We start from the raw sequence: 13,897 nt of genomic DNA, 5'->3' as shown, positions 1-13,897 counted from the left end.
TTTGAACATATGGTGAAAACAGTGATCTACCACAGGGATCCCCAGCTAATTCCTTTATAGCAGTATATCTTAATGTGGCTTCGCAACTACCCACAAATCATCAGGGCCGAGATAGCTCAGATTGATCTGGCCGTTATTCATAGCGACCGTCGCTCGCACAAGTCCTCGCCGATTAAGGTTAAGAGGGTGTTGTAGCAGACCAATCGCGTGCCCATCTGGTGCAAGCACTAGCGGTTGTCCGTTCCAATGAAAGAGACCGACTGGAGTTCCGGAAGGCGCCGGAACATCGAACCAATTGACGTTTCCAAGATAATCTCGCCGCGCCCAAGAAAGGTTGTCTGACGGAGCAAATTCCTGGATGAATTCGAGCCATATAGTCCGAGCTTCGGCCGTTGGCCAGTTTGGTTGTGCCGAATAGACAGCGAGACCAGGTGAACGCAACCAATCGCGCAATTCCGCCCCGTTCGTGAAGTTAGCAGCCGTATCGGTGACGGCTTTGATGGCCGCCTGTCGTGAATTAAAACCCGCCTGGATCAGTATTGAGGCTGAGCGGTTCATCGTCCCCGTTTCGACAGCTGGAACAGCAAGGCCGAGTTCATAATCTTCCAACGCTAGTGCTGGCATGCCAACGGTATCACCGTTGGCGGCGGCACGTACCCGCAACGCCTCCATAGCCCAAGGAAGACGATAGCCCAGACCGCCCTCAATAAATTGCAATGCGTCTACCTCCTCTCCGGCGATCATCATTGCCAACGGATGCCCAAGCAGCCAACCTCTGAGGATTTCACGCCAATTCGCCGGGAGCGTGTCTGGTTCAAACGGATAAAAGGTGAACACGCGTTCGGCGATATCTGTGATCGCAGTGATTGCAGCCTCATGATCTGATACAACCAAGGCTGCATTAGCTTGCATGAGCAGATTGTTCGCCTCCGGTGCAATTGCATCCAGCGCACGTCCAGCTTCAAGGCCAAGCCCAGCCAGAAAATAACCACGCCGTGTGACGGCAGTCGAATTCGCCCAGATATAACGGCTCCGAGTAAACAGCGCGGTGCGATAGGCAGCCCGTGATTCGTCGTTAACACGCAGCAGGCGGCGTTGCCAGAGTGAAGATTGGAGAATACTGTCGAGAGCGGTCTCGATCTGGTCATCGGGTACATCGGCCTCACCAATGAGACTGAGAATGGCGGTATCTAGTGTCGCCATATGGCGATCCCACTCTTTCAGCGCCTGCTCTCGCTCATCAACCTTTTCACCGGCAACCTCTGGGAAGACCCACGCAGCAGCATTATTGACAACATAGTCGATCAAATGGTCGAGATCACCGCCAATGTGAGAGTGCATGCGGCTCAGCAGCGAGAAGATGAGCTGGATGAGCCCGCTTTCCATCTCACGAGCACCGTGGTCTTCTATCAGATTGACCCATTTGTTGTGCTTCCTGTTATTCACATCTTCAAAGATGGGATAGAGAACAAGGCCTTCTACATCAATATAAGCACGGCCTGCTCGGCCGATGACATTCTTGAATTCCGAAACCTTGATCATTTCACCGTGCCGGTAGAGCGAGTGCATGACGACCGCTGTCGCCGAGAGATTGAGTCCCTGCGCCAGAGTCGGCGATGAGATCGTGACCTTGAGTATACCTTCTCGCAGAAGGCGCTCGATTTCCTTGCGATAAGCTGTCGGCAAGGCACCATGGTGAAGAGCCACACCAAGCCGAAGGCATTTCAGAATATAGCTGTCTGTCCCAAGCCATTCCTCACCGAGTGCTATAGCGATCTGCAAAGTGGTCAATTCGACTGTTAGCAAAGACTCGAGTGCACCGCGCGAGTGCAAGTCAACGATGACCTTGGCAAATGGTTCGACGCTGCGACGCTCTGGGCAATAGATCAACACTGTCTGACCATCTCTGACTAGACGCCATGCGGTTGCAAGGCTCAACTCCTGCTGATTGTCCGGAAAGAGTCGGTTGCGACGCTTCTTCGGTGGTACGAACAGCGGCGGTGCCGCACCAGTCAGAAATCTGGGCACAAATGGCCTTTCCTCACCAACGCGAAGATTTAGGCGCGCTGTCGGCGAATTCCAAGTGACCTCGCCGAACCGCAAACGCGTCGGACGCCAATCGTTCTTAATGGGACCTCCCGGTTGATCGCGCCGTAGCCACGCCGAGAAGTCTTCCATTTGATCTCCGTCCGGAAGAATTGCCGATAGACAGACTATGCGGCGTTGATCTGCGTCCTTACGACGTAAGAGGCGCTGAATCTGAACCTCGTAACGAACTTCGCGCTCACCTGAACCAATCATATGGCCCTCATCGAAAACGAGCAAGCCCACATCGTCGAGCAGTGACGGATCGTTCCTCAAGGCGAAATCGAGCTTCTCTGGGGTTGCGACAACAATATCACGCCCGCGGATGGCATCTTCGTCGAAGCCGGACACTCCGATACTGCCATAAAGGGCAGAAATGGTCTTGCCGAGTGGCCCGAAGGTACGCTGAAGTGTGGCTTCGGTTTGCGCAGATAGAGCGCGAAGCGGGGTCACGACAATGGCACGCCTCCCACCGGCTAAACATCTCAGAATAGACAATTCAGCGATGCGGGTCTTACCTGCGCTGGTCGGCAACGAAACAACGAGGTTGTCGGTCTGGTTGACAGCTCGCGATGCCGCTTCAATCTGCGACGGCCACAAGTCGACCTCTGCCCTTGGGCGTCGAGCGAGCAAGCCAATAAAGAGTTCACGAAGGACAGGCCACGAAGGGGCAACGCCGCCAGCGGGAAGCAGCGGAACTTTTTCGTGGAAGGTGTTCGACCAGAAATCTTTAAGCAGATGGATAGCAATCCGGTGCACCCACCATTGCGGTATAAGGTTCAGCTCCCCGCAGATATCGAGGTTTTCACGAAGCTGGGCGATCGCTTTTTCGAGAAGAGTATATTCACCGCGATCTAGGGCGAGCAGGAACATCGAAAAGGCACCGAAGAAAACATCTGTCAGTGCGAGATTCAGGCCTTCGAAAAGAAAGTCCTTTCCATCTCGTTCCGCCGCATCGGCAACGATGGACTCGGTGAGATGCTGCTGTAAGAATGTCGTAATGGTCGCATCAGATCCACGACCATCGAGACGAAAGGTATATACGCGTGTACGCAGCGAATTGATATCTCGGCGTATCAACAGAGTTAGCGCATGCTCGATCGGCGAGAAATTTGCTTCATCGGCCACAATTGCGAGGAGGGAATAGGCCCGGGCAGAAAGGTGCGCGAGGTGATAACTGGCAGCTGCAAGGAGAAAATGGAAATCGCGATCAGCTTCTTCGCGATTGCCGTTGGCCATGACCGACTCAAGCGCTGTCGCCGCCTGTTCGAATGCGATCCGTGCTTGATTCGGGTCGCCATCTGACTCTAAAAGGCGCAGACCTAGTCCAAGCAAACCATACGCGTAACTGTGAAGATCGAAGCTGAGTTGAGCCGAGAAATCCGGCGCACCAGGAGGAAGAACACCGTCACGCCAGATCATTGCACGTGCCTGACCTCGTGCAATTAGCCTGCCGCGAAAGCCGACCGTCGCCGCGTCCGTTATAGCAGCAATGATAGCATCAGGGGTTGTTGGCATCGGCAATTACTCGATCGTAGACGGCTCCGACAAAAGCAGCATGGTTGTCGATATGCAAACCGACACCCCATTGTCCAATCGGGCCAGGATAGGCCTGTAGCGCCTGTGTTAGGAGCGTCTGTGGTGGGTTACCTGAAAACGTGAAGAGTAGATGTTTAACGCTCTCGGGCGGGATACCGTGCCGGTAGAGTGCCTCGTCGATTGCGTCTACGAGCGGTGCATCGGTGCCTATCTCCATAAGTCTGGCCGAGATAAAAGATAACGCATGCGACGAGGGAAGGCCGCTATCCTTATCTAAGCCGCTCCGAGCCTCCTCAAGCGTTTGAGCGCGCAGGTTAATACGGCTTTTAGCTTCTGTTTTCAGGAAGCTGAGTCGCTGTGTTTCAGCGTCGAGAAGCATACCGATGACATCATCGCCGCGCATTGCCATATTTCGATGATCCTTCCAGCGCAGTCTTTTGATAGGCGCTCGATAACCGCTGTACGCATCAATCCATTCTGTTGCATAGATCTCGCCAAGGTCACCCGACCTAATATGCGCAGTTTGCGGAAGGAGATCGTTGAGCATTTGAGCAGCTGCTGTCTTACCTAACTTCGCAAGCGCGGCGGCAATCCGCTCCTCTGTAGTGTAGTGGGCGGGGATAGCCCTAGCTGTCATCTGAATGCCAGTCGCAATATCTCCTGGCCGGCCCGTCATGACTCGAACATGGTGATTACCTAATGGCATGTCAGCCGAGTCGCACCAATCATAGAACGGGACCATACCCTACTCCTTAATTCGAAAAAGGTTAGACTTCATGCGATGACCCTTTTTTCACTAACAACCATTCGTAGAGCGATTGCACCTTGGAAGTTGGGTGTAACATTTCTGCAAATGTAGGTTTTAGTCGTATGCTGAGACCCGGGTATAACCGTCAGTTAATTCGTCCGCTGCCCCAGTCAATGAAAAATTGATGGGAATTTTAACAGTTTGTAAGCCTAATAGGCAGTGATCTCCCAATACTTTTACGATTGTCGAAAAAAATCATTGTCTTATGCGTTTTTTGCTCCTCCCTCTGTTTTGGGTACCCCCGTGTCCGTAGATGAAACTAGCTGAAACTTGTACAAGATACACTTTCATCGTAAGGAAATCCTATACATATAGAATCGGTGACGTGAATTAAACTGTGCCATACATTGGACTGGCTGTTGAGCTACACAAAATCAGGGATGAATATCTCTCAGGCCCCTATCAATCCTTGCTGCGATTTTACTGGTAGGAGATACTCCTGAAACTAAGAAGTGTCGATTCAGATTATGGTGCCTTTCGAAAATTGAGATATCTTATAAAATGGGGGCCAGGCCAATCACTTTTGTGATAATAAAGCCAGTATAAAGTGGTTCCAAAATCCTTTAAGATCTTGGAACCATAATGAAAATCACATCAGATCCAAAATTTCTGCAAAACTATTAATTGAATAATCCGGTTTAACTCTTGAAAATGATTCCTTCAGTTGCTCTTCTCTTTCAACATCTTTATCAGTCCAGTGTGTTATTTTCACTAAAATTTCCCATAGCTCGGGAGCAAACTGACGACCATAGCGAGCCCAAACAGCTTTCATTCCAATAGACTTTGCCATTGATATATCTTTAGTAATAGAGTCACCAACATATACCGCATCTTTAATATCTACATTTTCAGTGAGACAAATGTGCTCCAAGAGTTTTGGGTTAGGCTTAGATTCAGCACTAGATAACCTTATAATAAAATCATCTTTTACTGAAATAACTTTTGCGTTTTTAGGATTGGGGTGGAGATTGTGATTGTCTTCAATTGTGTAAAGGTGATCAAAAAAATCAATGACATCAAGCTTATAAAGGCGATACAAAGAATTATATTCTAAAGATTCAGTATGACCGACAATCTTAACACCACGCTCCCTTAAAATATTTAAAGTATCCCTGACAGTAGGGTATAATTTCAATGTATGATTGCGCTTTGAGCTAAAAGCAGAAAATACTCGCGTGAGTTTTTTTTGTAATAAAATCTTATCATTGGTCCCAAAATAAGAAATAACAGATGGCAACTCTAGAGTAGCAAACGGTTTTTCAGAATTACCAAACCTCTGATGAATGACCTTATACTCGGACAAAAGTATATCTAAAGGAACATTTATCTCCTTTGATAGTTCCTCAGCCATAGCACTAAATGATTGGGAATAAAAACTTACCCAATCGTACAGTGTATTATCCAAATCGGTGATAAGTAATTTCATGATAAACCTTCAATAGCATAGGTTGCCGTTTCATTTGCTCCGTTCTGTCTATCGAGCTTGAAAAATTTGAACGCTAGCTTTTCACCAGAAAAATCCATTATACATGCATAGTTAGCACAATCTTGATTTGGCAATTCTGAACTAGCAACCCCTGAACTTCCCAAAGAAATAATTTGAAAAGTATGTTCAGGATTTGAAGCCGAGACTGGTTCTAATGGAGATAGTATTTTTTTTATTGTAATACAACTACTTCTATGCATATGCCCATGAAGAATATAGTCAACTTTATGTTTCACCACCCAACGCAACAATCTCTCCGCATCTAGTGTAACACTATATTTTGAATCCAAATAGGCATCTTCGGCCTCATTAATTGAAGTTAGGTGATGATGGAGCATAGCAATTCTTGTGACCCCCCCTTTTTTTAGATATATACTCCCCACTTTTGTTCATCCATCCCATAGATTCCGCAACGTTACTGAGTTGTTTCTCACCGATAAACCCCATACCCAAAAATGAATCTTTAACTTGTTGTAAAACACATGAGTTCAAGGCCGCCACTTCAACTACTTTGTGCCCTCCCAATAAAAATTTTCTTCCTTGCGAGAGATCTTCTTCAGGTTTTCTTTGGAAAACATCTTTATAAAATTTTATATAGTTTTCTTTGCTTCCTTTATGATAGTTTTCTGCTAGAGTTGCCCATGGAGTATCAGTAGTAGGCTTTCCCATTATTTCAAAATATTGTTCTTTAGAAACCAAACCAACATCATGATTCCCTGGGCAAATAATTATATCATCCGGTGTAAGGCTAAGAGAAGAACTAACATCTTTGATGAATTTCGAAGCCAGCTCAAATCCCTCAACCTGTGATTGCCAAGTCAAATCACCTGAAATAGCCAATCCGGCACATTTATTTCCATTGCTATATTTGTCTGCCAACTCTACTACACGAGAAGATAAACATTTCTGTTGATCATTATCTTGCGCTGGAAACGCATGCTTGCCTTTTCCGTTATCGAAATGAATATCTGAAAGCCAAATTATAAACTCCCCTTTTTTTTGGCTATATTTTTGGTTAAAATTATAAGGAATATAATGGGATGCTAATAATTCATGCTGAAGATCAGAATCAATAGCAGGTCTCACCTTCCAAATTGTTCTATCTTGTTCTTTTAATTCAGTTACTGAAAAAACAACTTTATTGAAAAGCTGTTCATCTAAATCCTTTGAGGTGGTGAATAATGAATCTAATGGAATATAGGATAAGGTTTTGAGAACATCATCATTATCATGAATTTCACAAATTTCAGAAACTTTTAACCAACCTAACAACTCATCTTCATTATAATACCTTGGTGTTTTTCTACCATTATCAGGAGCCTTCTTCTTGCTATCCCCAGCAGCTGAGGAGCAGACTTCTTTTAATTCGGCCCTATAGAACTTTAGTCGCCCTGAATCAAAAAAATATATTTTGGTGAGATTTTCGGCAGCAATTCTTAGTTCTTGTGATGGAAACACCTCACCAGATTTTGCCCACCATCCCCACCAAACATCCCCTTCCTCACGAGCAATTTGGTTATGCTGTGCGATGGTAAATCCTTCACTTTTTCCTAGATCACGGAACCTAAAAATGTAAGTCTCTTTCATTTACTTCATCCTTAAATGCAATGGTTTTATAATATCTTCGTTTTATCAGTAAATCATAGTGAACTCAAATTCGAGTCTTATCTTTTTGAGAATAGCGTTAAGTAAGGTAATCACCTCGCTACCTTCTTCCAGTTTGCCTGATTACACCAATACGATCCGGCAGCTGCTAATGCATGTTCATTCAATCGGCTCGCTTAAATCAATGAACTCAATAGTCTTTGCTAAAGGTATAGATTGACGGGGAAAGTCACGTCGCAGTCGGCGGGCTAACTCTCCCAATGCATCACTACGATCCATCGCATGATGGACTAGCAAAGACGCTACCTGCCGAACCTGAGCCTTTGCGCCAGGCTCACGACTATTATCCTGCCCGCGAAGTGCATTACGCCACCCCAGTGTTGCCCTGTTTACATCAATTTGATCCAGCACTCGAATTAAGCCTGAAGGCTGGACTTGCACGAGGAGACAAAGAAACATCAGAGCCTCATTGTAAAAAGTGGGGCTGGGCTGAGATAACGCCTCTGCTAGCCCACTGTAGTGCGGTTCAAGAAATGTAGAAACCAGTGTTGGCTCCGACTGAGCAATCCTCGCCAAAACTAATGCTCCCAGTTGCCAATCGACATGACCCCAATGGCTGAGTGCAATGCGTCTGCCCGCGGCTATATGACGTAACGCGCTAGCCGGCGCGATGGCTGCGAGATGCGTCGACATGTTGACGATACGCGGCTCATTGCGCGCAATCATCTCCTGAATTGCGAGTCTCGCTGCTGGTACGATGTGCGCAACTCCGAGCAGCATTCTCGCATCGCCGATATTTTCCGCCCAATCCGAGCCTATCGCTTGGTCGATCTCGCTCCAATTGAGTGCTAATACCGTCTCCTCGAACTGCTTTGGCGAGGCCTTATGCATGAAGCTAAGAAGCCCTGCGGCAGCTTGGAAGTTTCGTTGCGTACTGCGCGACAAAGAGATCGCGAGATCCTTAGGCGACCAGCAACGGCAGATTTTTCGCCCCACCTGCCGCATTCTTCGGGACGGTGCCAACTTGCCAACATAGATGTTAAGCGGATCGTAGAGCCGCAACGCGTTCCACACGATATCGTTTAGTTCGTGGAAAGACTCTTGCGGAGCGGCACGCAGTCGATCGGCGATGGCCGGGATAAGTGCTTCGATCAAAGTGAACCCGAACTCTGATTCGACGTAGCAGAAATGTTCGCAAAAATCGGCAACGACCGATAGGTAGGCATCCTGCGGCCACTGTGACACAATGCGAAGGCACGCATCGTGATCAATGTGTTCGAGATAGCGTGCCTTCCACATATCATCTTTACAAGCACCTATCATCGAAAGCAGTTCGGCAATCTCACCCGCATGCAACGGGGCAGCAGCACTGATCGCCTTTGCTAATGCGCGTGGCTCAACTAGCATGACGATGTTTTCACCAAGTGCCCGATTAGTATTAAGTACATGATTAAGCACGCGGCCAATCGCATAGCATGCACCTTCCGGCGCCGCCTGTATCCACTCTGCAAGAGTCTCACTATGATCGGCAATTGTTTCCATCTCATCGGGCAGATAGCTATGCAAATTATTCAGTAACCAGCAAGCATGCCGAATATCAAGTGGTTCTGTCGCTACCCAGCAGCGTTCTAAAGCGGGAGTAAGCCATGCCGGCTGTACAAGCCTTCGCCACATCCCAAATTCGCCAGCTAACGAAAGTTCGCTAAGTAGAACACTTAGGCCACTGAGAGGCATCTGAATGTCGGTCAGAACTGTTCTGAGCATAACTGCAATTTTCTGACGCTCTTCGGCTGTCTGTCCGTCGAGAATACGTGCCAGGAGTACAATAGCAAGACGCTGGTGTGGACAGCGAAGGTCGTTGAAACTCAGTAAAAATCGTTGCGCTACAAGCCAATCAATCGCAGCATTTCCATCAGAATTCGACAACTCGTCCCCGACTAACCGCAACAACATTTCGCGTGAACAGTGCGCATCACGTGATGCCAGCTGTCGAATTGCAGCAGCTGCAAGAACCACGTCAGCGCCTGCTGCGCGCGCAGAACTTGCCATTGCATTCGCTCGCCGCCATCCTCCTCCAAGGATGAAACAGAATTGCCAGGGATAAAGCGCTTTCTCCGCTGCATGCTCAAGGCGTAGATCGAACTGCTCATCTCCAGGCCGATCGCCGATGCGATCATCGGCTTGACGAACAGCGGCAAGTGTTGCTTCGCGGGAAGCCAGAAAACCATTCGCAATAACCCGAACCGCTCGCTTAGCATCAAGATGGATGGCGCCTGGAAAGCCGCTCTTATCTTCGGAAATCGTGTACGCACTTAATACCCATCGCGATGCAGTGGCCTGTTCTTCCAACTCACGAAGAAATGCTGGGCGAGTCAGGTGAGCATCATCAACGATGTAGAGTGTCGGTTTCAGACTCTCATCAAAAGAAGGTATCTTTCCAATTGGGTCGGCTAATCTTAGGACACGCCAGCCGCGACAATACATTTGAAGCGCCACTTGAAGAATTGAGATTGATTTCCCAGCTCCCGGTACCCCCGCAAGTCGAGCTGTTCCTGCGCGCTCCAGGTCTGCAGTCAGTAGAGCTACCTCCGGAAGAATGGGACAAGCAGCGACATCTGCAGGCCCGAGTGGACGACCCATTAGAGCAGGTCCAAGATCACGAGGCTTTTCGAACTTAACCTCAGACCAAACTGATGCTTCAATATTGAGTACTGATGATCTTGGTGCGAACACAATGAGGCTCCGCCGGATCTGATCGAGCTCCTCGGAACTTGGTAACGCGCGCAGAGCTGCCATGATTTTATGCAGATCGCTTGCATGTTCGGGATAGATTTCTTCAATCACTTCCTGATGAGTGGATAGCAGCGCTTGAATCGTGTCCCATCCAATAGCAACTACGGGAAATTTTCCTTCCTTCACGCGTTGTTCTGACACTAGTCGGGCATGTTCTTGAAGTCGCGCATCATTAGGCGCTGTAGTAGCAAATGTCCAGTGTCCAAGCTGTGGTTTAAAATTTTCGGCCTTGATGAGTTCCGTATCGAACTCCACGATAGTCGCCTTGGCCCCATAACCTTCGTTCTTCCCTTTGCATTGCACACCAAAATTTATGCCGGGTGTTGCCTGTGGCGTTCCATAGACATCAACACCGTGCTGTTTTTGCCCAGACCGACCATTTTTTTGCGTAAGGGGAGACCTCCACACTGCGGCAAACAATGCACGAGTCAAATCTTCGAATTTCTCCCACGACTTTGGCGGGAGAATCTGTTTGTCAATAAAGTCCATTGCACAAGCCACTTTGTAAGTATTTTAAGGAACAGTCATCGCCTTCGCTTTAACCACATCCTCAAGAACGTGACTAGTCAAGCATCAGGAGTAGATTTTATTATTTCAGAGTTCCAAGTGGAATGAAAAGTAATCCATTTCGACTTGGGTAGCTGACAACAGCATTATCTCCCCACACCAAAACGGCTCTCGGGCCGTTAAGCGCTTCACCAACAAATAGAATTTTTTTTATTTGAAGTGAAGCACGATCTAACGCTACAAGCTCATGATTGTTTCGATTGACCGATAACAGTAAGTTTCCACTCACCGTTTGCGATAACGGGTCTGCCCATGCGAAAAAATTATTATTATCATTTGAGGCAAAGCGAATTTCTTGAATTAGCTCCCCTGATTCCGGCTCTATTACACAGATGCCACGCTTGGACTGGAACATGCCGACATAGATGCGATTGTAGAGATCGTCATATGTTAGACATGCAGGGGTTGAATCATCTGCACGACCATTGCTTATCTCGGCGAGCTGGACATCCGCCGTATATTTTTGACGACTCAAGTCGTAGATAGCTAAATAGCAGTTAGCATGTGGATAACTCAGCCCGTGGCTGCGTCCGCCGCGTTGAATGCCAATGTAAATTAATGGCAGTGTCGGATGTCGTAGCAGCGACATGCAGCCTCGGCCACCTTCGGGATATGCTACTGTCTTTACAACGTATGTGGCACTGTCAATGATGTAGAACTGGTTGACTCGATTGCTTGCGAAATAGATTTCTTTTTCGTTTTGTGACACTGCTAATTGTCCGTTACCGCCCCCAGGTAACACTATTCTTTTAACGATAGCATGCGTAGCCAAATCAATAACGAGCACAAAGTCCGAAAAAACCTGGCCGACAAACAAACGGCCATCTGCAATAACTAAGCTACCAGGAGGATGGCTCAAAATCTCTCTTTCACCGTTTTGCGGGGAGATCGACTCATATTTATCCAGGTCGATGGTACGTATGATTGATTTGGATGATGGATTAACGATTGAAATGCTGCATCCAGCCCAATTTGCAGTTATCAGGAAGTTGTTATGCAGGAGAATGTCATGTGGTTCAGAGCGGCTTGGAAATTTATAAATCGGGGCTCCATCATCACTACTGTCTAGAATAAGAGAGGCTTCTGATGTTGCTGCCTGTGCAGTCTTGGCAAAATCATCCAAGGATGTGACCAGAGTGATGTTCGACCCTCGTGCCGCATCCTGTGCTCCAGGTTGGAAACCAACCTCACTGACCATGATTCCTCGATCGGCACCAAGGTCATCAATGAGGCTCTTGAGAGCAAGCACCTTTTCCTTAGGAACGCGAGTTTTCCACAATTTGCATTCGATTACCCAAGTACAGAGGATACCCGATCGAAGGAAGGTCGCGTAGACGTCAATATCATGGGTCGCTCGAACACCTTTGGCTCGATAATCAACCAAAGCATTACATCCAAGACGTCGAAATACTTCAGCTGTGGCCTCCTGATAAACTCGCCAGTCCGCGTAGCTCATGCAACTCCCCAATAATATGGCTATATTTTATTCTGTGTGCCATCCAGCTTGCGATGAATAAGCGAAACCAACGTAAGGATGTCCAGCGCATCCAATTCAGACATGGGCCAATTCTTCTTAGGCGAATGGGCCAGTGGATTGCGCACAGCGCCGAATAGACCAATGAGTAGGTTCGCAAAACCTTTTTGTTCACTCTTTTCTGAGTCGGTAGTGAGCGGTCCCAAGGTCAGAACTGGTTGTTGTCCGGTAAATGCCTTGTTCACCAAGTCAGCACCATCGCCGCTCAACCCAGACAACTGACGAATACGTTCCGCAACCCCTTTCGTCGCCTCGAAGACGGCATGAAAATAGTTTTCGTCCAGAAGTTCTGCACGACAATAGTTCAAAACTTCTGCATGCACAGCACGGTTTTCGAGTGCAGCCTTAAGTCGCCCGGCGCGGGCTCTGGCTGAATCGAGTGTTGTTGCTTTAGTAGCGTTCGTGACCTTACCATCTTCGCGGACATAAAAGCCGGAAAAAGCTAGGACAACATTGAGTTCATCACGCCTCCAGGTAAATACTGCTGGATCACGAGCGTAATTTACCGGATTCATCGCACGGTTAATGAACATTATGAGATGGTTGCCGACCTGATATTGGTTCTGCGCACCTACGAGCGCATTATACAGCCGTTTCCATTTTGTCATGCTTGGCGATGTGTCGGCAACTTTGATTTCTTGTAGGAGTCGCTCGATCTGCGCCCCACTCAAGCCACGTTCGGTATCAGCAAGAACGCGACAAGCGGCCTCAAGGTGCTGAGAGTTGAATAATGGAATACGTATCATAAATTACCTTTTTATCACCTTTCAGACCCACTCGAGCGCCGTGATAATCGATTGTCCCTCAGTACCGACCTCCACAAACAAAGCGTGATCGTAGCCAAGCTGCTGCTTATAACCTTGAAGTTTCAGTAGATCGATTCGTCTATCGACGCGACTCGTTGATTTTTTAAATTCTAAGACCAGATGATTCTGTTGTGTACCTCGCCGATGCACGATCACATCAGGAAATACTGTCTTTGCTTCAACGTCTTCGCTGTCTGGATAAAGCTCCAAATGTCTGAGCCGTTTAGGTTCTACACCATCCCGGTTATATTCGCAATCTACATTCCAACCGGGGAAAGATAGCTGGAGGTACATCGCAAAGCGAAAGGTAATGGACCGTTCGTTAGCATCAATACTGAGTAGATCATGATCATTGAATAGTAGCTCGGACAATGCATGTGACACAGGTTCGCCTGGTTCACATTGATTGAGGTAGCGTATTTGAGCCGGGGTCAGTGCCATTATCACGCTCGCATATTTAAGGAATTTTATTGGATTTTTCAGTACGCATTCGGTTACCAACTAAAAGGTATAATAACTGAATACTAAAACCTGATGTTCATCACAAAATCAGAAAAACCAGTTCATGAACCAATGGTAGAAAATTCGTATGATTTGTGTTCAGCTACTTGCACAGTTATGAACCAAAACTTAGTTCATAAGTGCATGCTTTGATTGCTCGATGAGAAAAAATT

The 13,897-nt window shown here is 47.5% G+C and carries 7 protein-coding genes and 1 pseudogene; all 8 read right to left on the bottom strand.

Features of this window, described 5'->3' with window-relative positions:
• Positions 1-69: 69 nt before the first annotated feature.
• The gene (locus CU081_RS16375; RefSeq protein WP_032677266.1) at positions 70-3,603 is read right to left on the bottom strand and encodes a DEAD/DEAH box helicase; all 3,534 of its coding nucleotides are present in this window, start codon (positions 3,601-3,603) and stop codon (positions 70-72) included.
• The gene (locus CU081_RS16370) at positions 3,587-4,366 is read right to left on the bottom strand and encodes a Hachiman antiphage defense system protein HamA (RefSeq protein ID WP_000248889.1); all 780 of its coding nucleotides are present in this window, start codon (positions 4,364-4,366) and stop codon (positions 3,587-3,589) included. The genes CU081_RS16375 and CU081_RS16370 overlap by 17 nt, the downstream gene beginning before the upstream one ends.
• A 655-nt stretch (positions 4,367-5,021) precedes the next feature.
• Positions 5,022-5,858 (bottom strand): HAD family hydrolase, encoded by an 837-nt coding sequence (locus CU081_RS16365; protein ID WP_000770925.1) that lies wholly within the window; start codon positions 5,856-5,858, stop codon positions 5,022-5,024.
• A pseudogene (locus CU081_RS16360) lies at positions 5,855-7,505 on the bottom strand (metallophosphoesterase family protein). Before CU081_RS16360 ends, CU081_RS16365 begins: the two are co-directional and overlap by 4 nt.
• Before the next feature lie 177 nt (positions 7,506-7,682).
• Positions 7,683-10,805, bottom strand: coding sequence for a hypothetical protein (locus CU081_RS16355; RefSeq protein ID WP_023300121.1), 3,123 nt, complete (start codon positions 10,803-10,805; stop codon positions 7,683-7,685).
• A gap of 100 nt (positions 10,806-10,905) precedes the next feature.
• Positions 10,906-12,339, bottom strand: coding sequence for a restriction endonuclease (locus tag CU081_RS16350; RefSeq protein WP_004016055.1), 1,434 nt, complete (start codon positions 12,337-12,339; stop codon positions 10,906-10,908).
• A gap of 20 nt (positions 12,340-12,359) precedes the next feature.
• Positions 12,360-13,163: a TIGR02391 family protein gene (locus CU081_RS16345; protein ID WP_039268887.1), complete on the bottom strand. Its 804-nt coding sequence runs from the start codon at positions 13,161-13,163 to the stop codon at positions 12,360-12,362.
• A 21-nt stretch (positions 13,164-13,184) separates the two neighbouring features.
• On the bottom strand, positions 13,185-13,664 hold the full coding sequence (locus tag CU081_RS16340) for a hypothetical protein (protein WP_001542736.1): 480 nt from the start codon (positions 13,662-13,664) through the stop codon (positions 13,185-13,187).
• Between the last annotated feature and the right edge of the window lie 233 nt (positions 13,665-13,897).

It is taken from the genome of Enterobacter sp. CRENT-193, from assembly GCF_002787395.1.
In the GTDB taxonomy this organism is placed as follows: Bacteria; Pseudomonadota; Gammaproteobacteria; order Enterobacterales; family Enterobacteriaceae; genus Enterobacter; species Enterobacter hormaechei_C.
The sequence above is the reverse complement of the archived record's forward strand: the minus strand, read 5'-3'. Positions and strand labels throughout refer to the sequence as shown.

Bases quoted from the DNA above. Each gene is read 5' to 3' on its own strand.
- CU081_RS16365 (WP_000770925.1), bottom strand. From the start codon at position 5,858: ATGAAATTACTTATCACCGATTTGGATAATACACTGTACGATTGGGTA.
- CU081_RS16355 (WP_023300121.1), bottom strand. From the start codon at position 10,805: ATGGACTTTATTGACAAACAGATTCTCCCGCCAAAGTCGTGGGAGAAA.
- CU081_RS16375 (WP_032677266.1), bottom strand. From the start codon at position 3,603: ATGCCAACAACCCCTGATGCTATCATTGCTGCTATAACGGACGCGGCG.
- CU081_RS16345 (WP_039268887.1), bottom strand. From the start codon at position 13,163: ATGATACGTATTCCATTATTCAACTCTCAGCACCTTGAGGCCGCTTGT.
- CU081_RS16370 (WP_000248889.1), bottom strand. From the start codon at position 4,366: ATGGTCCCGTTCTATGATTGGTGCGACTCGGCTGACATGCCATTAGGT.
- CU081_RS16350 (WP_004016055.1), bottom strand. From the start codon at position 12,339: ATGAGCTACGCGGACTGGCGAGTTTATCAGGAGGCCACAGCTGAAGTA.
- CU081_RS16340 (WP_001542736.1), bottom strand. From the start codon at position 13,664: ATGGCACTGACCCCGGCTCAAATACGCTACCTCAATCAATGTGAACCA.